This window comes from Flavimaricola marinus (genome assembly GCF_900184895.1).
GTDB lineage: Bacteria > Pseudomonadota > Alphaproteobacteria > Rhodobacterales > Rhodobacteraceae > Flavimaricola > Flavimaricola marinus.
Genome location: NZ_FXZK01000001.1, coordinates 1,323,965 through 1,341,690 on the forward strand (window position 1 = coordinate 1,323,965; position 17,726 = coordinate 1,341,690).

Here is a 17,726-nt window from a genome sequence, read left to right on the forward strand (position 1 = left end):
TATCCATATTGCGTCTCCTCATTGGGTTTGAGGGATTTACCCCAAGAACGCCATTCTGTCACCCCGCAAAATGCGGGTCACTTCAGCAGCGCCTCTTTGGTGAGGGTAAATCCCGAGGCGATCCAGCGGGATTCGACCTGTTTCAGCCGGTCGCCCAGCGCCTTGCCGGATAGCGTCGGCATCAGGTCTTTCGCCGTGACGGGGCAGCTTTTCTCCGCCCCGGCGAGCGCCTCTGCCACCACTGTATGGACCAGTGTCCGCTCTGACGCTGCGGCGCGCAGAGCGAGGATATCGACGGCCAGTTTCCCACCACGTCGATACCCCAACTCGCCGGGCGTTTCGGTGCCTTGCAGGCCGTTGCGAAGGATTTCGAACTGTCGGCTCTCTGCCCGGCTCAACCTCAAGGCGTCGGTCGCGTCGTCGACCCCCAACGCCGCCAGTCGCCGGAGCCAGTCCGGCGCGAGCGCGGCAGTGCGTTCGACATGGATGAGCACGGTGAGAAGCCCGGTCCCCGCCCCCGGCAATATCCGCAGCAAGGCCCCGCAGGACCGCATCGATGCCATTGACGGTGCGGGATCGCGCGCGCCCAGGAGCTTGCGCATCTCGGCACCGATCCGTTCCGCCGAGACATGCTCCAACCCGTCGAGCCCGCTCGCGCAGGCCGCCAGCCCTTCGGCGTCGATCCCGTCATCAGGGTTGCCGTAGATCGCGGTGAACCGGAAGAACCTCAGAATACGCAGGTAATCCTCTGCGATCCGGGCCTCGGCGTCACCGATGAACCGGACGTGCCGCGCCTGTAGGTCCGCCAGTCCGCCCAACGGATCGGCAACGGTTCCATCCGGCCCGGCATAGAGCGCGTTCATGGTGAAATCGCGCCGGGCTGCGTCTTCTGCGATGGTGTCGGAGAACTGGACGGTCGCGTGCCGCCCGTCGGTGTCCACGTCGCGCCGAAATGTGGTGATCTCGTAGGGCTTTCCTGCGTCGATGACCGTCACTGTGCCGTGGTCGATCCCGGTGGGAAGCGCCTTGAGCCCCGCCGACTTTGCCAGCGTCATGACATCGTCGGGGCGGGCGTCGGTCGTGATGTCGATATCGCTGACGGGAGCGCCGAGCAGCGCATTCCGGACGCATCCGCCGACGAACCAAGCCTGATGGCCAGCCTCCGTCAGCATCGCCATCACCTTGCCTGCCTCGGCCACGAAGGGTGCGTCGATCTTGGTCACCGCGCCACACGCTCGGCCAGAGCCCGCAACATGCGCGCCGTTGCGCCCCAGATGTAATACGGCCCGAAAGGCACGGTGTAATAATAACGCTTCCGCCCCTGCCAGCGCCGCCCCTCGACCCGGAAATTGGCCGGGTTGGTGACGTGGCTCAGCGGCACTCGGAAAATCTCGGCCACCTCGCCCGCCTCGGCGCGTTCGTCGAACGGCTCTCGGACGAAGCCGATGACCGGCGTCACGACAAAGCTGGTGACCGTTTCGTGGGTCGGCAAAGTGCCAAGCACTTCGACTCTGTCGGGGTGCAGGCCGATTTCCTCGTCGGCTTCGCGCAGCGCGGCGGCGATGGGATCGGCGTCGCCGGGGTCTTGCTTGCCGCCCGGAAAGGCGATCTGCCCGGGGTGATGTTTCAGACGGGCCGACCGTTTGGTCAGGATCACATCGACTCCATCCCGCCCCTGCTGAAGCGCACAGAGCACGCCGGCGGGCCGCAGCTTGCGTCCTTCTGGAAGGATCAGGCCTGGATTGAGATCGAAATCGGACGAGGTGTCGCCCGGAAGCGCAAGCGCCCGGGCGACGTTTTCGATGGCGTCAGGCCGTGTCATTCGGCCCCGTCGCTGGCGGCGTTCTCGGCCTCGAACCCGACGGATTTGGGATCGAGAACATAGTGCGCGCCACAGAACTGACAGTCCGCGGTGACGGTGCCTTCTTCGGTCGTCATGTGGCCGATGTCCTTGGCGGAGTAGATCGACAGGCTTTGCCGAACCTTATCCTCGGAGCAGGAACAGCCGAACACGACAGGCTGAGGGTCAAAGACCCGCGGGCCTTCCTCGTGGAACAACCTCACCAGAAGCTCGGTCGGCTGCACGGTGGGGCCGATCAGCTCCATCTCCTCGACGGTATCGAGAAGAACGTTGGCGCGGTTCCAGTTCTCGCCTTCTTCCTCGTCGAGCACATCGCTGGCATCGAGCAAGCCGTCTTCGCCGGACGGGCCGTCTTTGGCAAAGGGCGACGCCTTCGGCATGTGTTGCAGCATGACGCCGCCTGCACGCCAGGTTTCACCCTCGCCCGGCAGCTGCGACCGGCCATGCGAGAGCGAGAACCGCGTCGGCAGTTGCTCGGATTGGGCGAAGTAGGTTTCCGCACAGGCCGACAGCGACCCGCCGGCAATCGGCGTGATCCCCTGGTAGGGTGTGTTGCCCTCGCCCTGATCGATCAGGATTGCGAAATAGCCTTTGCCGATCTGGCTGAACGGATCGGCCAACAGATCGAGCCGTTCGGCGTCGTAGCTGGCATAGGCCCGGATCTGAGCCGGCTTCCCGTCGGCAGTCGGACCGTAGTAGTCGGTGGCGATCAGGCGCGCAGGACCATCGCCGCGCACCTGAAGCGACAGCTTCCAGCGCAGTTTCACGGTTTGCCCGATCAACGCGGTGAGCAAAGCCATCTCGGCGACGAGGCTTTCGATCACCGGGGGGTAGTTGTGCTGTGCCAACACATTGTCCAGAACACCGTCGAGACGGGCCACCCGGCCACGAATATCGGACCGGTCGAGTTGGAATGGCAGGACGGTATCGTCCCAGGCTATACGAGCGCCAAGGGTCATGGTCTTTCCTTACAAGGTCGGAGTTGGCATACCGCGTCCATATAGGGTCGTCCAGCGCAGCACCAAGGGGGTGGCAGATATGATCAAACGGTATGGCACGCCACCGCAAACCGGTCGACGCTACAAAATGCGCCCCGGCGTCTATGCCGTTCTGCCGCGAGACGGAATGGTTCTGTGCACGCTGCAGGAGGCTGAAACCGCCGAAATCCAATTGCCTGGCGGCGGGATCGATCCCGGCGAGCACCCTATCGCAGCGCTTCATCGCGAGGTCTTTGAAGAGACCGGCTGGAGCATCGCCGCCCCCCGCCGCATCGGGGCCTTTCGTCGATTCACCTTCATGCCGGAATACGATCTTTGGGCGGAAAAGCTGTGCACCATCTATGTGGCTCGCCCGGTTCGGCGGCTTGGCCCGCCGATCGAGCCAGACCATTCCGCCCTGTGGCTGCAGCCCGAAGCCGCCCGCGATTTCTTGTACAATGAGGGAGATAAAGCCTTCTTGGAACAAGCAGTTCTGTGAATTCATTAACGACTTTCGAGAGTTTCTCCATTATCTTTACAGATTAGGCAGGCCGCGAAAGGGCGGCCAAATCTTTGAGAGGTGCGGTGGGTTTGGAGAATGTGCGCAACTGGATCGGAACGCTTGTTGGCGAAGTCGACGAACCGACTATTCAGCTACTTGAGGCGCTCGCCATGTCCGGCGCGGCGCGGCACCATTCTGCACACCGACAACATCGACGACTGGATCCGTTCCGCAGCGTCACGACGCGGCAAGAGCCCCCATCGCAGGTTCGAGACAGACCTTCACGACGGCCGCTGGCTGATGGCGAGCGAAACCGTTCTGCCGAACGGCTGGAATCTGTTCGTCGGTGTCGAGATCACGGATCTGTTTCAGTCGGAGCAATCCTTGCGCCAAGACCGGGACATCGCCATGAAGGCATCTCAGACAGACGATCTGACCGGAGTGTCGAACCGTCGTCATATCATGGCCTGTCTCGATGATCTGTTGGCGGGGCGTTCGGCCTATGGCCCAGTCCACGGTTGCACCTGTCTGATCGACCTGGACCATTTCAAACTGATCAACGACGATTACGGTCATCCCACCGGCGACCGCATCCTCATGCGCTTTGCCGAGGTCGTTCGCCAGAACATCCGCCCGAAGGATAGCTTTGGCCGCGTCGGCGGCGAGGAGTTTCTGCTGAATTTGCCGGTCACGACGGTGGACGAGGCCCATTGGATACTGAAGCGCCTCTTGGACACGGTCAGCAAAGCGCCTCTTCTCGACTCGGAGCCGGACCTGATTGTCAGGTTTTCCGCCGGCCTGTGCGGTTTCGTCGGCGGCGAAACATCGGGGCAGATCTATCGCCGCTGCGACACGGCGCTTTACAACGCCAAGGCCGAGGGCAGGAACCGGATTCAAATCGCACGGAACTGAGCCGCCGCCCGTTGCATTCAGCAGTCTACCTTGCCCCTAGGGCGGAAACCGAGTATCGCGCGTCGTCAAATATACCTGATTCAAAGGCTATAGCTCATGACCGCCCCCAAGAAAGTCGTCCTTGCCTATTCCGGTGGTTTGGACACCTCGATCATCCTCAAGTGGCTTCAGACGGAATACGGCTGCGAGGTCGTCACCTTCACCGCTGACCTTGGGCAAGGCGAAGAGCTGGAGCCCGCCCGCAAGAAGGCGGAAATGCTGGGTATCAAGCCCGAGAACATCCACATCGAAGACGTGCGCGAGGAATTCGTGCGCGATTTCGTTTTCCCGATGTTTCGAGCCAATGCGCTGTATGAGGGCCTGTATCTCTTGGGCACGTCGATCGCCCGCCCGCTGATTTCCAAGCGTTTGGTCGAGATTGCCGCTGAGTCCGGGGCCGATGCGGTGGCGCATGGCGCGACCGGCAAGGGCAACGATCAGGTTCGGTTCGAACTGGCCGCCTATGCACTCAACCCCGAGATCAAGGTGATCGCTCCTTGGCGTGAATGGGACCTGTCGTCCCGGACCAAGCTGCTCGCCTATGCCGAAGCCCACCAGATCCCGATCGCCAAGGACAAGCGCGGCGAGGCCCCGTTCAGCGTGGACGCCAACCTGCTGCACACCTCGTCCGAGGGCAAGGTTCTGGAGAACCCCGGCGAAGAGGCCCCCGATTACGTCTATCAGCGCACCGTCGCCCCGGAGGACGCCCCAGATACGCCCGAAATGGTGGAGATCACCTTTGAGCGCGGCGATGCGGTGGCGATCAACGGCGAGGCGATGTCGCCCGCCACGATCCTGACCAAGCTCAATGAGTTGGGTGGCAAGCACGGCGTCGGTCGGCTCGATCTGGTCGAAAACCGTTTCGTCGGCATGAAGTCCCGAGGGATCTACGAGACCCCCGGCGGCACCGTCCTGCTGGAAGCGCACCGCGGCATCGAGCAGATCACGCTCGATAGCGGCTCTGGGCACCTCAAGGATTCGATCATGCCGCGCTATGCCGAGCTGATCTACAACGGCTTCTGGTTCTCGCCCGAGCGCGAGATGATGCAGGCCCTGATCGACAAGAGCCAGGAACACGTCAGCGGCACTGTTCGCGTGAAGCTCTACAAGGGTAGCGTTCGCACGGTTGCCCGCTGGTCGGATCATTCGCTCTATTCCGAGGCACATGTGACCTTTGAGGACGATGCAGGCGCCTACGATCAAACGGACGCGCAAGGCTTTATCCAGTTGAACGCCCTGCGCCTGAAGCTGCTGGCCTCGCGCAACAAAAGATTGGCGAAGTGATTACCCTTCGGCCAGTCGAGCGGGATGATTTACACCCGCTCTTCCGGCTGAAGGTGACGGCCGAACAGGACGGCTGGGTCGCGCCCAACGAGTTCACGCTGGCGCAGGCCCCCTATGAAACCGGGGCCTACGTCTTTGCGATCCGCAACGACGATGAGATCGTTGGTTTGCTGGCGATGATCGACTTTCGCGAGCATGCCTATGTGATGGAAGGCGAAGATCGCGAAGCCGCCAATTTGTGGCGGTTGCTGATCGGGGCAGACCATCAGAACAAGGGCTATGGCCGTGCGGCGATGGGTCTTGCCTTTGATTGGGCCAGAGCGCGCGGCAATCCAAGGTTCGGCACCTCGGTCGTGCCCGAGAATGCCGCAGGTCTGGCGTTTTATCGCAGCCTTGGCCTAGAGCCGACAGGGCTGATCGTTGACGGCGAAACCGTGCTGTCCCGCGACCTTTAGAGTTTGAGTTTCGCCAGCTTTTCATAGTGCGGCAGGGCGGCGTCGCGCAGCGCCGCGTCGCGTCCATCGAGCACCGGCAATTCCCCTTCGCCGCCCGCGAACCCCGTTGATTTGTGCACCGCCCCGTACCAGTGATCGGCCCATACGCCATCATAGGGCCGCGCCCCCGCGGGCCATCTGAGCATCGCTGGATCAAATGGCAGACCGATGGCGGCGCAGAGCCTTTCAAGCACACCCTGTGGATTTGCCCGCACGTCAAAGCTATCGATCACGACGCCGCCCAAGTGGTCGTAAAGCTCGGCCTGCCGCTGAAAGCCGATGTCGTTTGACGTGATCTCGGACCGCTTTGCCCCATAGCTTGCGATCACCCGTGCGGGATGTCGGATCAGGTGCACGTTTATGCAATCCTTGGCCCATTCCAGCGGAACGTCCGGCAGCATGTGATGCGTCATCAACTTGAAATAGCTGTGCGGCGTTTCGGCAGTTTGGGCCAGATCGGCAATGACCTGCATGGCATCGGTCGGCTGGGCGGCGAGGATCGCGTCGTTCATCGGGTGGATGATCCCCGTGGCATGCAAGTAGGACGCATAGAACGGCTCGTCCCAAGCCGTTACATCCGCCCTGTTTCCGAAGGCATACATCATCGCTGTCGACAGATTGCGTGGCCCGGACCACACGGCGATTTTCATCTGTTGCTTCCTTTATCGAAATGACGGAGCGGGGGTTTCACACCCCCGCACCCCCGTGGGATATTTTCGACCCAAAGAAGCACTGTGGTCATGCGCCGACGAGGCTTTTGTAGAGACCGCGAAGCCGTTCGGTCATCGGGCCCATTTGGCCCGTGCCGATTTGCCGCCCGTCTATTTCGCCGACTGGCGTTTGTGCTCCGAACGTCCCTGTGAGGAACGCCTCGTCTGCGCCATAGGTTTCGACGAGGCTGAAATTACGTTCGAATACAGGGATGTCGTTGGCTCTGCACAGGTCGATGACCTTTTGCCGGGTGATCCCGTTCATGCAGTAGTCTCCTGTCGATGTCCAAACCTCGCCCTTGCGCACGATGAAGAAATTGCAGGCGTTGGTCGTGTTCACAAAACCATGAACGTCGAGCATCAGCGCCTCGTCGGCGCCGGCCTTTTCCGCGGCGATGCAGGCGAGGATGCAGTTGAGCTTGGAATGGCTGTTGAGCTTGGGGTCCTGGGTCATCGGCAAGCCCCGCTGGTGCGGCACCGTGGCGAGCCGGATCGGCCGCGGGATGGATGGCTGCGAGTGCTCCATGATGATGACGATGGTCGGGCCTGACCGGCTCAGGGAGGGATGCTGGAAGGGCCGCGTCTTGACCCCACGTGTGACCATCAGGCGGGCGTGTGCGTCATGGGTCATGCCGTTCGCTTTCGCCGTATCATCAAGGGCTTGTGCGAGATCGGCTCGCGTCAGACCTATGTCGAGGTCGATGGCCAAGGCCGCCTCGAAGAGCCGATCGAGATGTTCCTCCCGGAACGACCATTTGCCGTGGTAGAGCCGCAGCCCCTCCCAAACCCCATCGCCCAGCATGAAGCCGCTGTCGTACACGCTGACCATCGCCTCGGCCTTTGGTTTCAGAGCCCCGTTGACCCATATCAGGATCGCCTCGTTGCGGACGTCCTCGTGGGCTTGGTGTGTGGTGACGTGATCGGCCATTTGATCCCCCTTTTCGGCGGACGCTAGGCAAATGCGGGAAATGTTCCAAGGGGTAAAAGGGCCGTGATCAGCGCGCTCGGACCGTTGCACGGTTTGGGGCTTTGGGCACAGTGTATCAGACAAAGGAGACCTGTGATGTCTGATTTTCGCAATACATTCAAAATGATAGCTCTGGGCGTGGCGGTTGTCGCCGGCCTCGTTCTGCAATCGACCGGGGCCAAGGCCGATACGATGGTCGTCGCGGGGGGCTGTTTCTGGTGCGTCGAGGCCGATTTCGAGAAGGTGTCCGGGGTCTCGGAGGTTGTTTCCGGTTTTGCCGGCGGGACCGTCGCCAATCCCACCTATCGGCAAGTCACCGCAGGCGGTACAGGGCACTATGAGGTTGTGCAGATCACCTATGATCCAAGCGTCGTCACCTATGATCAGCTTCTTTACCTATTCCTGCGGTCTGTCGATCCGCTGGATGCGGGGGGGCAGTTCTGTGACCGGGGTGAGAGCTACAGGACCGCGATCTTTGTCGAGACTGCGGCCCAACGCCAGTCGGCCGAGAACGCGATTTCCCAAGCGGGTCAGGAACTTGGCCAGCGTATAGCGGTGCGGATCGAGCCGGCGGCCACCTTCTATCCGGCGGACGATTACCATCAGGACTATTACCGCGGCCGCCAGATCGTAGTGACACGGCAAGGTCCGAAGACGCAGGCCAACGCCTATGAGTTCTACCGAAACGGCTGTGGCCGGGATGCCCGTGTCCGCCAAATCTGGGGCGACGACGCACCTTTTCTGAACTGACGTTAACCCGGCCGAATCACCGGTGCGGTCTGCCGTCGGTGTGACGTCGGTATCGCGTCGGTGTCATTTTCAGTATCGGCGCGGGCGGCCGAACGTTACCCCTGCGAACGGTCGGGCTGCAGAAAGGCCTGCACTTCGGCCAGATCGGGGATCGCATCCGCCGCGCCGGGCCGCGTGACCATCAGCGCCCCAGCCCGCATCGCAAGCCCGATGGCCTGGCCCATTGGCATCCCGCGATCGAGCCCGGCGAGGACGTATCCGGTGAAGGTGTCCCCCGCTCCTGTGGTGTCGACGGGGGTCACCGGGATCGCGGGGAAATCTTCGACCGTGCCGGACCGATTGTCGAACCATCGCGCCCCATCGGCGCCGAGGGTGACAATCACATCGTTGACCTCCAACGCGCCGGGGGCAGTGCCGGTGGCCGCCTCGAGCTGCGCCGCCTCCACCTCATTCAGGATGAGAAAGTCGATCAGCGGCAGGACCGCGGCGACGGACTGCGCATCGAACGGTGCTGCGGCATAGCCGACCTTCAGCCCCATCTCGCGGGCCAGGGCGGCAGCCTCGGCCTGAAGGTTCGTTTCGTTCTGCGTGAGGAACCAATCGCCCACCTCTGCCTCGGCCAGCGCCGCGCGGATGGCCTCGATCGGCAGCGCACGATTGGCTCCCGGAAACAGGATGATGCTGTTCTCACCATCCTCAGCCACGGTGATGATGGCATGACCGGACGGCACATCCAGCCGCTTGATCCAGCGGTTGTCGACGCCGTACTCGGTGAGCCGGTCCACGGCCCAGCCTCCCTCCGGCCCGACCGCCCCGATATGTCCGATGCGCGCGCCGGCACGGGCGCATGCGACGGACATGTTGGCGCCTTTGCCGCCCAACCCGGTGGTCAGATCGGTCGCGGCCAAGGTCTCACCCGGTGCGAGGATATGGTCCACGGCATAGACATGATCGGCATTGATCGAGCCGAGGTTCCAGATGGTCATCGCGCTGCCCTTTGCTTCTTTGGGTCAAAAATATCCCCGCCGGAGGCTCCCACCTCGCCGCAACCACCGTCAGCCGACATTGCAGGCCGCCATGATCGCCATATTGAGGATGTCGTTCGAGGTCGAGACCGACGAACAAATCTGGATCGGCTTGTCGACCCCGGTCAGGATCGGCCCGATCACCGTTGCCCCTGCCATTTCCTGCATCAGCTTGACCGAGATCGAGGCCGAATGCCGGGCCGGGACCACCAGCACGTTTGCCGCTCCGGTGAGCCGGCTGAACGGATAGTGCTCTTGCGCCTTAGGGTTCAGCGCCACATCCACCGTCATCTCGCCTTCGTACTCGAAATCAACGTTGCGCCCGTCCAGCACCGCTGCCGCCTCGTACATCTTGGTCGCCCGCTCCGAGACCGGGTAACCAAAGGTCGAGAACGACAGGAACGCCACCCGCGGGGTCAGCCCCATGTGGCGCGCCACGCCGGCACCCCGTTCGGCGATGTCGGCCAGATCGTTCTCGTCCGGCCATTCGTGCACCAGCGTATCCGCGATCAGCACGATACGCCCCTTGTGCAGCACCACGCTGACGCCGACCGCCCCATCGGACGGCTGCGCGTCGAAGACATGGTTCAGCAGTTCCAGCACATGCGCCGATTTCCGCGTGGCCCCGGTGACCATCCCGTCGCCATGCCCATGCGCCAGCATCAGCGCGGCAAAGACGTGCCGGTCCCGCGAGGCCAACCGGTGGATGTCCTGCCGGTCGTGCCCTTTGCGTTGCAGCCGCTCGTAGAGGAAGGTCTTGTAGGTCTCCAGATGCTCTGTGTTCGCCGCATTGACGACTTCGAGCTCGGCCACCGCGTCGGGCATCCCGATGGCCGTCAGCGCTTCGGCCACCTCCGCTTCGCGCCCGACGACGAGCGCCTTGCCCAAGCCCGACCGCTGGTAGGCCACCGCCGCCCGCAGCACCCTCAGATCGTCGCCCTCGGCAAAGATCATCGTCGATTGCGCCGCCCGCGCCCGGGCATGAATGCCCCGCAGGATCGAGGCGGTCGGGTCCATCCGGACCTTGAGGCTTTCCTCATACCCCTCCATGTCGATGATCGGCCGCCGCGCCATGTCGGTATCCATACCGGCCCGCGCCACATAGGGCGGGATCCGGTGGATCAGCCGCGGATCGAACGGCGTCGGGATGATGTAGTCCCGTCCGAACGACAATTTGCGCCCATAGGCCATGGCGACCTCGTCGGGCACATCCTCGCGTGCCAATTCGGCCAGAGCCTCGGCGCAGGCGATTTTCATCGCGTCGTTGATCGCCCGCGCATGGATATCGAGCGCCCCCCGGAACAGGTAGGGAAAGCCGAGCACGTTGTTGACCTGATTGGGATAGTCGCTCCGCCCGGTGGCCACGATGGCATCGGACCGCACGGCGTGCGCCTCTTCGGGCGTGATCTCGGGATCGGGGTTGGCCATTGCAAAGATCACCGGGTTCGGCGCCATCCTTTCGACCATCTCCGGCGTCACCGCCCCTTTGGCCGATACTCCGAGGAACACGTCGGCCCCGTCCATCGCCTCGGCCAGGGTCCGGGTGTCTGTCTGCGCCGCGTGCGCCGATTTCCACTGGTTCATACCCTCGGTGCGTCCTTGGTAGATCACCCCCTTGGTGTCGCACATGATGCAGTTGTCGTGCTTGGCCCCCATGCTCTTGAGCAGTTCAAGGCATGCGATCCCCGCCGCCCCTGCTCCGTTGAGCACGATCCGCACGTCCTCGATCTTCTTCCCCGAGATATGCAGCGCATTGATCAGCCCCGCCGCACAGATCACAGCCGTGCCGTGCTGGTCGTCGTGAAAGACCGGGATGTCCATCTCTTCCTTGAGCCGCTGCTCGATGATGAAGCATTCGGGCGCTTTGATATCTTCGAGGTTGATCCCGCCGAAGGAGGGGCCAAGAAGCCGCACGGCGTTGCAGAAGGCATCCGGGTCTTCGGTGTCGATCTCGAGATCGATCGAGTTCACGTCGGCGAACCGCTTGAACAGCACCGACTTGCCCTCCATCACCGGCTTTGATGCCAGCGCCCCGATATTGCCGAGCCCCAGAACCGCCGTCCCGTTGGAGATCACCGCCACAAGGTTTCCCTTGTTGGTATAGTCATAGGCCAGCTCCGGGGTCTTGGCGATTTCCTCGCAGGGGATCGCCACGCCGGGCGAATAGGCCAGCGACAGGTCGCGCTGCGTCGTCATCGGGACGGTAGCCTGAATCTCCCACTTGCCGGGCGATGGCTCTAGGTGGAAATTCAGAGCATCCTCGCGGCTGAAGCGCGGCTTGGTCATGTGGTGTCCTCCCTAGACTGCCCTGCGTTGATAGCGGGGTTCCACCGTTCGCTGCAACGGCTCTGTTTTCGACTTTCGTCGCTAACAGCGGGTGGTTAGTGTCCGGGACACGCAGCCGGGGGGCCGAAATGACCGAGACCGTCACGCCAATGATGGCGCAATTTCTGGAGATCAAGGCGGGGTATCCCGACGCCTTGCTGTTCTACCGGATGGGCGATTTCTACGAGATGTTCTTTGACGACGCGGTCGCCGCCAGCGCCGCGCTCGACATCACCCTGACAAAGCGCGGCAAACATGCCGGCGCCGATATTCCGATGTGCGGCGTGCCGGTTCATGCCGCGGAGGGCTATTTCCTGACGCTGATCCGCAAGGGTTTCCGGGTGGCCGTCTGCGAGCAGATGGAAGACCCATCGGAGGCCAAGAAACGCGGATCGAAATCGGTCGTCCGCCGCGATGTCGTCCGCCTCGTCACCCCCGGGACGCTGACCGAAGACACCCTGCTCGACGCCCGCCGCCACAACTATCTTGCCGCCTATGCCGAGATCCGGGACGAAGGCGCGCTGGCCTGGGTCGATATTTCGACCGGCGCGGTCTCTGTCATGGCGTGCAGCCGGATGCGGCTTGGCCCGGAACTGGCCCGACTGACCCCGCGCGAGGTCTTGGTGTCCGAGGCGCTCGAATCCGAGCTGGCCGAGGTGGTGTCGGATCTGGGTGCTGCGATGACCGGGCTGGGCCGCACCGCCTTTGACAGCACCAGTGGCGAAAAGCGGCTTTGCTCCGTCTATGGCGTCGCCTCTCTGGACGCGTTCGGCAGCTTTACCCGGACCGAGATCTCGGCGCTCGCGGGGCTGGTCGAGTATCTCGACATTACCCAAAAGGGCAACATGCCGCTGCTGCGCCCGCCGGTGCAGGAAGGCGACAGCCCGGTCATGCAGATCGACGCCACCACGCGCCGGTCGCTGGAGCTGACCCATGCGATGGGCGGCGGGCGGCAGGGATCGCTGCTGTCGGTGATCGACCGGACCGTGACCGCCGCCGGAGCGAGGCTCTTGGAGCGCCGGCTCGCCTCGCCTGCCTGCCGCGCCGACGTGATCGGCGAACGGCAGGCTTCGGTGCAATTCATGCTGGAACAGGGTCGATTCCGAGAGGATCTGCGCGAGGCTCTGCGTGGTGCTCACGACGTGGATCGGGCCTTGTCCCGACTGGCGCTGGATCGTGGCGGGCCGCGCGACATGGCTGCCATCCGCAACACGCTGGAGGTGGCGGACAGGGTCAACGCCGCCTGCCAAGCCCATGAGTTGCCGCCGGTTCTGACTCTCGCGGCGCGGCACCTGACCGGTCACGACGATCTGCGGGATCTGCTCGGCGAGGCCCTCGTCGCGGAGCCGCCGGTCCTGTCGCGCGACGGCGGGTTCATCGCGCCGGGATATGACGCCGATCTGGACGAGGCCCGCAAGCTACGCGACGAGGGGCGCAGCGTGATCGCGGGAATGCAGTCCGACTACGCCGCGCTGGCCGAGGTGCCGAGTCTGAAGATCAAGCATAACAATGTCTTGGGCTACTTCATTGAGACCACGGCCACCCATGCCGAAAAGATGATGGCCGCACCCCTCAACGAGACGTTTATCCACAGGCAGACGACCGCCAATCAGGTGCGTTTCACGACGGTCGATCTCAACGAGATCGAGACCCGCATTCTGAATGCGGGCGGCCACGCGCTCGACATCGAAAAGCGGCTCTATGCCAGCCTGAAAGAGTCTATCGTCGCGGCCGCCGGGCCTTTGGGCGCGCTTGCGGCGGCCTTGGCCGAATTCGACCTTGCCGCCGCGCTGGCGGATCTGGCCCAGCGCGAAAACTGGTGTCGGCCGGTGATCGACGACAGCCGCGCCTTTGAGGTGACGGCAGGCAGGCACCCGGTGGTAGAGCAGGCGCAGGCCCGGCTCGGCGCGCCGTTTGTCGCCAACTATTGCGCGTTGACCGAGGCGCCGATCTGGCTGCTCACCGGTCCGAACATGGCGGGTAAATCGACCTTTCTGCGCCAGAATGCGCTGATCGCCGTACTGGCGCAGATGGGCAGCTATGTGCCGGCCTCGGAGGCGCATATCGGGATCGTCAGCCAGATCTTCAGCCGGGTCGGGGCGTCGGACGATCTGGCGCGGGGGCGGTCGACCTTCATGGTCGAGATGGTGGAAACCGCGGCCATCCTGAACCAGGCCGACGACCGGGCGTTGGTCATCCTTGATGAGATCGGACGTGGAACGGCGACCTATGACGGCCTCAGCATCGCCTGGGCGACGCTGGAGCATCTGGCCGAAGTAAACCGCTGTCGCGCGATTTTCGCGACCCACTATCACGAGATGGCCGCCCTCGCATCGCGGCTGGACGGTGTGGAGAATGCCACCGTGACGGTCAAGGAGTGGGACGGCGACGTCATCTTCCTGCACGAAGTGCGCAAGGGCACGGCGGATCGGTCCTACGGGGTGCAGGTCGCCCGGCTCGCCGGTTTGCCGACGCAGGTCGTCGAACGGGCGAAGGTCGTTCTGGAGGCGTTGGAAAAGGGCGAGCGCGAGGGCGGTGGCCGCAAGGATGCGCTGATCGACGATCTGCCGCTGTTCTCGGCAACGCCCGTCCAGCCCGCTCCCCCCCAAAAGGTTTCGGCCGTCGAGGATCGACTTGCCGGAATTCTACCGGACGAGTTGAGCCCCAGAGAGGCGCTTGCCCTCGTCTATGAACTGCGGACGCTCATGGACGAGGCGTAGCGTCTGTCTTCATCTTGGCAGAAAACTCCCGCCGGAGGCGAACGGTGGGGTATTCCCCACCGATCCGATCAGGAGGCAGGTGTCGACGAAACGCCGACCTGCGCCGGCCGCAAGAGCCGGTCGTGGAGCCAGAAGCCTTCGGTCATCACCTGGATGATGTCGCCTGCTTTGGTGCCGGGAACAGGTGCCTCGAACATCGCCTGATGCGTCTGCGGATCGAATTTGTCGCCCACTTCCGGGACGATGGGCTGCACGCCGTGCTTGCCAAAGACGCTGATCAGCTCGCGCATGGTCAGCTCGATCCCTTCGATCAGGGCCGCTTGCGCTTCGCGCTGCTCTTCGGTCACCGATTGCAGGGCGCGGCGCATGTTGTCGTAGACGGGCAGCATGTCGCGGGCCATGCGTGAGGGACCGTAGTTCTCGGCCTCGCGCCGATCTCGCTCGGCCCGCTTGCGTGTGTTCTCGGCATCGGCCAGCGCCCGCATAAAACGGTCTTTCAATTCGTCGCGCTCGGCCCGGAGTGCCTCGAGTTCGTCATAACCTTCTTCGGCCTGTTCCGCCTCGATGGCGTCAGCTTCTGCGGCCATTTCATCAAGGGATTGAGGTTCTGCGTCACGCTCTGCCATTGTCACTTCTTTCCTTCAGGTCCGGTCGGACAGGAGTCTGCCGACCAGTTGCGCTGTATAATCCACGATGGGCACGATGCGCCCATAGTTGAGACGGGTGGGGCCGATCACTCCGACCGCCCCGATGATCTTTCGGTCGGCGTTCATATAAGGAGAAACGACGAGACTGGAACCCGAAAGTGAAAAGAGTTTGTTCTCGGAGCCAATAAAAATGCGAACGCCTTCGCCTTCCTCGGTGAGTTCCAGAAACTGGGCGATATCGCGCTTGCGTTCGAGGTCGTCGAAGAGCGTACGGATTCGATCCAGATCAGCCCCGTCTTCGTCCTTGCCGAGCAGGTTGCCGCGCCCCCGGACGATCAGTCGTTCGCCCTGTTCACCCTGATTGATCCACGTGGCCAGCCCGTTCTCGACGAGAGCGGCGGCGAGGCCGTCGATCTCTTGCCTGCGTTTGCTGATCTCGGCGCTGATCGCACCGCTCAGCTCGCTGAGCGTCCGACCTTCGGCGATGGCGTTCAGGAAGTTCGCGGCCTCGCGCATGGACGACGGTGTTTGCCCCGGCGGCGGCGCGAAGATCCGGTTTTCCACGTGCCCGTCGGCAAAGACCAGCACGACGAGTGCCCGCTCGCGGCTGAGCGAGACGAATTCGATATGTTTGATCGGCGCTTCGTGTTTTGGCGTCAGAACGAGGCTCGCCCCGTTCGTGACACCGGACAGCGCCGAGCCGATCCGGTCGAGCAGCGTCGACACGTCGCCGCCGTTGTCGCCCATCGTCTGATCGAGCTTGGCCCGGTCGTCGCCTGCCAGATCTCCGACCTCGAGCAAACCGTCGACGAACATCCGCAGCCCCATCTGCGTCGGCACCCGCCCGGCGCTGACATGGGGGCTGCCCAACAGCCCGAGGTATTCCAGATCGTTCATCACGTTGCGGATCGTGGCCGCGCTGACCTGTTCGGACAGCGTTCGGCTGAGCGTGCGCGATCCGACCGGGGCGCCGGTTTCAAGATAGCCCTCGACGACCCGGCGAAAGACCTCGCGGGACCGGTCGTTCATCTCTTCGATTCGGGGCGGCTTGTTTTCCATTTCTCTGCCTGTCTGGGGGGCGAGCCAATTAAAGCCTTAAGTGCGCCGGGGTCAATGCGATATGCCGAACGGGCTTGGCATCGGCCCCTGCCCCACGTATCCCGAGCCCAACACAATTCAGAGAGGTTTCACCATGCGTCCATCCGGCCGTCAGATCAACGAAATGCGCGAAGTGTCGATCGAAGTGGGCGTGAACCGCCATGCTGAAGGATCTTGCCTGATCAAGATGGGCCACACCCATGTGCTGTGCACCGCGTCTATCGACGAAAAGGTGCCGCCCTTCATGAAGAATTCCGGGCTTGGCTGGGTGACCGCCGAATACGGCATGCTTCCCCGGGCCACCAACACCCGGATGCGCCGCGAGGCCAAGACCAGCCAGAGCGGTCGCACCCAAGAGATCCAGCGCCTGATTGGCCGCTCCTTGCGCGCGGGCGTCGATCGCGTTGCCTTGGGCGAGCGTCAGATCACCATCGACTGTGACGTGATCCAAGCCGACGGCGGCACACGCTGCGCGTCGATCACCGGTGGTTGGGTCGCCCTGAAGCTGGCGGTCAACAAGTTGATGAAGGCCCGTCTGATCACATCCGATCCGCTGATCGAGCCCGTGTCGGCCCTGAGTTGTGGTATCTATGCGGGCCAGATGGTCATGGACCTCGACTATCCCGAGGATAGCGAAGCGGGCGTGGACGGCAATTTCGTCATGACCGGCGGCAAGCTGATCGAAGTGCAGATGTCGGCCGAGGGTTCGACCTTTAGCCGCGAGCAGATGGACGGTCTGCTTGATCTGGCGACGGAGGGCTGTGTGCAGCTTCGCGCCGCCCAATTGGCGGCGGTGGCCTGATCCATGCGCCGCTTTGAGGAGAAGGAGCTGATCGTCGCGACCCATAATGCGGGCAAGCTCGAGGAGATCGCGGACTTGCTGTCTCCGTTCGGTGTGTCGTTGTCATCCAACGCGGATCATGGCCTGCCAGAGCCGGATGAGACCGAGGACAACTTCATCGGAAACGCCCGGATCAAGGCGCATGCGGCGGCACAGGCGACGGGTCTCCCTGCCCTTGCGGACGATTCCGGGATCACCATTGACGGTCTGGGCGGTGCGCCCGGCGTCTATACCGCCGATTGGGCGGAGACACCGAATGGCCGGGATTTCGTGATGGCGATGACCCGCGCGTGGACCGAACTGGAAGCTGCCGGCGCCCCGGAGCCCCGGACGGCGACCTTCTGCTGCACGCTGGTGCTGGCTTGGCCCGACGGTCACGACGAAGTGTTCGAGGGCAAGATGCCCGGACGTATCGTCTGGCCGATGCGCGGCGATCAGGGGCATGGTTATGATCCGATTTTCCAACCGGAAGGCTATGACATCACCTTTGGCGAGATGGACCGCTGGGAAAAGAACAAGATCAGCCACCGCGCTGATGCTTTTGCCAAGCTGGTGAAGGGCTGCTTTGCCTGAT

General features: G+C 63.1%; 17 protein-coding genes. 8 read left to right on the forward strand and 9 right to left on the reverse strand.

Going from position 1 to position 17,726, the window contains the following annotated elements; translation table 11 throughout:
• Positions 1-77: 77 nt before the first annotated feature.
• From LOM8899_RS06415 to hslO, 3 genes are read right to left on the reverse strand one after another with little or no spacing between them, the layout of a single operon-like run.
• Positions 78-1,223: a CCA tRNA nucleotidyltransferase gene (locus LOM8899_RS06415; RefSeq protein WP_245820451.1), complete on the reverse strand. Its 1,146-nt coding sequence runs from the start codon at positions 1,221-1,223 to the stop codon at positions 78-80.
• On the reverse strand, positions 1,220-1,822 hold the full coding sequence (locus LOM8899_RS06420; protein WP_093991244.1) for a CoA pyrophosphatase: 603 nt from the start codon (positions 1,820-1,822) through the stop codon (positions 1,220-1,222). Before LOM8899_RS06420 ends, LOM8899_RS06415 begins: the two co-directional genes overlap by 4 nt.
• Positions 1,819-2,820 carry an Hsp33 family molecular chaperone HslO gene (gene hslO / locus LOM8899_RS06425; protein WP_093991245.1) on the reverse strand — a complete coding sequence of 334 codons (1,002 nt, stop codon included), beginning with the start codon at positions 2,818-2,820 and terminating at the stop codon, positions 1,819-1,821. The genes LOM8899_RS06420 and hslO overlap by 4 nt, the downstream gene beginning before the upstream one ends.
• Before the next feature lie 79 nt (positions 2,821-2,899).
• On the opposite strand from hslO, the gene LOM8899_RS06430 reads away from it, so the two are divergent.
• From LOM8899_RS06430 to LOM8899_RS06445, 4 genes are all read left to right on the forward strand, one after another.
• Positions 2,900-3,337 (forward strand): NUDIX hydrolase, encoded by a 438-nt coding sequence (locus tag LOM8899_RS06430; protein ID WP_093991470.1) that lies wholly within the window; start codon positions 2,900-2,902, stop codon positions 3,335-3,337.
• A 126-nt stretch (positions 3,338-3,463) separates the two neighbouring features.
• Entirely contained in the window at positions 3,464-4,252 is a 789-nt protein-coding gene (locus LOM8899_RS06435) for a GGDEF domain-containing protein (protein ID WP_168770476.1), read from the forward strand.
• A 96-nt stretch (positions 4,253-4,348) separates the two neighbouring features.
• Positions 4,349-5,575 carry an argininosuccinate synthase gene (locus tag LOM8899_RS06440; protein ID WP_093991247.1) on the forward strand — a complete coding sequence of 409 codons (1,227 nt, stop codon included), beginning with the start codon at positions 4,349-4,351 and terminating at the stop codon, positions 5,573-5,575.
• Complete coding sequence (locus LOM8899_RS06445; RefSeq protein WP_168770477.1) at positions 5,572-6,030, forward strand: GNAT family N-acetyltransferase; 459 nt, start codon at positions 5,572-5,574, stop codon at positions 6,028-6,030. The genes LOM8899_RS06440 and LOM8899_RS06445 overlap by 4 nt, the downstream gene beginning before the upstream one ends.
• On the opposite strand, the gene LOM8899_RS06450 is transcribed toward LOM8899_RS06445, so the two are convergent.
• Both LOM8899_RS06450 and LOM8899_RS06455 read right to left on the reverse strand, forming a co-directional pair.
• Positions 6,027-6,719 (reverse strand): sulfotransferase-like domain-containing protein, encoded by a 693-nt coding sequence (locus tag LOM8899_RS06450; protein WP_093991249.1) that lies wholly within the window; start codon positions 6,717-6,719, stop codon positions 6,027-6,029. The two genes, LOM8899_RS06445 and LOM8899_RS06450, sit on opposite strands and share 4 nt — an antisense overlap.
• Before the next feature lie 88 nt (positions 6,720-6,807).
• The gene (locus LOM8899_RS06455) at positions 6,808-7,707 is read right to left on the reverse strand and encodes a D-amino acid aminotransferase (RefSeq protein ID WP_093991250.1); all 900 of its coding nucleotides are present in this window, start codon (positions 7,705-7,707) and stop codon (positions 6,808-6,810) included.
• A 135-nt stretch (positions 7,708-7,842) separates the two neighbouring features.
• Here LOM8899_RS06455 and msrA point away from each other — a divergent pair, with 135 nt between their 5' ends.
• On the forward strand, positions 7,843-8,496 hold the full coding sequence (gene msrA / locus LOM8899_RS06460) for a peptide-methionine (S)-S-oxide reductase MsrA (RefSeq protein ID WP_093991251.1): 654 nt from the start codon (positions 7,843-7,845) through the stop codon (positions 8,494-8,496).
• A 95-nt stretch (positions 8,497-8,591) separates the two neighbouring features.
• Here msrA and LOM8899_RS06465 read toward each other — a convergent pair whose 3' ends face one another.
• Both LOM8899_RS06465 and LOM8899_RS06470 read right to left on the reverse strand, forming a co-directional pair.
• On the reverse strand, positions 8,592-9,482 hold the full coding sequence (locus LOM8899_RS06465; RefSeq protein WP_093991252.1) for a ribokinase: 891 nt from the start codon (positions 9,480-9,482) through the stop codon (positions 8,592-8,594).
• 69 nt (positions 9,483-9,551) lie between these two features.
• On the reverse strand, positions 9,552-11,807 hold the full coding sequence (locus LOM8899_RS06470) for an NADP-dependent malic enzyme (RefSeq protein ID WP_093991253.1): 2,256 nt from the start codon (positions 11,805-11,807) through the stop codon (positions 9,552-9,554).
• A 128-nt stretch (positions 11,808-11,935) separates the two neighbouring features.
• Here LOM8899_RS06470 and mutS point away from each other — a divergent pair, with 128 nt between their 5' ends.
• Positions 11,936-14,566, forward strand: a complete 2,631-nt coding sequence (mutS, locus tag LOM8899_RS06475) for a DNA mismatch repair protein MutS (protein ID WP_245820452.1) — start codon at positions 11,936-11,938, stop codon at positions 14,564-14,566.
• Positions 14,567-14,634: 68 nt separating this feature from the next.
• On the opposite strand, the gene LOM8899_RS06480 is transcribed toward mutS, so the two are convergent.
• Positions 14,635-15,192 (reverse strand): nucleotide exchange factor GrpE, encoded by a 558-nt coding sequence (locus tag LOM8899_RS06480; RefSeq protein ID WP_093991255.1) that lies wholly within the window; start codon positions 15,190-15,192, stop codon positions 14,635-14,637.
• 15 nt (positions 15,193-15,207) lie between these two features.
• Positions 15,208-16,272: a heat-inducible transcriptional repressor HrcA gene (gene hrcA, locus LOM8899_RS06485; protein WP_093991256.1), complete on the reverse strand. Its 1,065-nt coding sequence runs from the start codon at positions 16,270-16,272 to the stop codon at positions 15,208-15,210.
• Positions 16,273-16,405: 133 nt separating this feature from the next.
• Here hrcA and rph point away from each other — a divergent pair, with 133 nt between their 5' ends.
• Together rph and rdgB are read left to right on the forward strand one after the other, a co-directional pair.
• Positions 16,406-17,113 carry a ribonuclease PH gene (gene rph, locus LOM8899_RS06490; protein ID WP_093991257.1) on the forward strand — a complete coding sequence of 236 codons (708 nt, stop codon included), beginning with the start codon at positions 16,406-16,408 and terminating at the stop codon, positions 17,111-17,113.
• 3 nt (positions 17,114-17,116) lie between these two features.
• Entirely contained in the window at positions 17,117-17,725 is a 609-nt protein-coding gene (rdgB, locus tag LOM8899_RS06495; RefSeq protein WP_093991258.1) for an RdgB/HAM1 family non-canonical purine NTP pyrophosphatase, read from the forward strand.
• Position 17,726 lies beyond the last annotated feature (1 nt).

What these genes read in the sequence shown, in the direction of transcription:
- LOM8899_RS06470 (WP_093991253.1), bottom strand. Translation starts at nt 11,807, where the DNA reads ATGACCAAGCCGCGCTTCAGCCGCGAGGATGCTCTGAATTTCCACCTA.
- rph (WP_093991257.1), top strand. Translation starts at nt 16,406, where the DNA reads ATGCGTCCATCCGGCCGTCAGATCAACGAAATGCGCGAAGTGTCGATC.
- hrcA (WP_093991256.1), bottom strand. Translation starts at nt 16,272, where the DNA reads ATGGAAAACAAGCCGCCCCGAATCGAAGAGATGAACGACCGGTCCCGC.
- LOM8899_RS06480 (WP_093991255.1), bottom strand. Translation starts at nt 15,192, where the DNA reads ATGGCAGAGCGTGACGCAGAACCTCAATCCCTTGATGAAATGGCCGCA.
- LOM8899_RS06420 (WP_093991244.1), bottom strand. Translation starts at nt 1,822, where the DNA reads ATGACACGGCCTGACGCCATCGAAAACGTCGCCCGGGCGCTTGCGCTT.
- LOM8899_RS06430 (WP_093991470.1), top strand. Translation starts at nt 2,900, where the DNA reads ATGATCAAACGGTATGGCACGCCACCGCAAACCGGTCGACGCTACAAA.
- LOM8899_RS06465 (WP_093991252.1), bottom strand. Translation starts at nt 9,482, where the DNA reads ATGACCATCTGGAACCTCGGCTCGATCAATGCCGATCATGTCTATGCC.
- rdgB (WP_093991258.1), top strand. Translation starts at nt 17,117, where the DNA reads ATGCGCCGCTTTGAGGAGAAGGAGCTGATCGTCGCGACCCATAATGCG.
- LOM8899_RS06440 (WP_093991247.1), top strand. Translation starts at nt 4,349, where the DNA reads ATGACCGCCCCCAAGAAAGTCGTCCTTGCCTATTCCGGTGGTTTGGAC.
- LOM8899_RS06450 (WP_093991249.1), bottom strand. Translation starts at nt 6,719, where the DNA reads ATGAAAATCGCCGTGTGGTCCGGGCCACGCAATCTGTCGACAGCGATG.
- hslO (WP_093991245.1), bottom strand. Translation starts at nt 2,820, where the DNA reads ATGACCCTTGGCGCTCGTATAGCCTGGGACGATACCGTCCTGCCATTC.
- mutS (WP_245820452.1), top strand. Translation starts at nt 11,936, where the DNA reads ATGACCGAGACCGTCACGCCAATGATGGCGCAATTTCTGGAGATCAAG.
- msrA (WP_093991251.1), top strand. Translation starts at nt 7,843, where the DNA reads ATGTCTGATTTTCGCAATACATTCAAAATGATAGCTCTGGGCGTGGCG.
- LOM8899_RS06455 (WP_093991250.1), bottom strand. Translation starts at nt 7,707, where the DNA reads ATGGCCGATCACGTCACCACACACCAAGCCCACGAGGACGTCCGCAAC.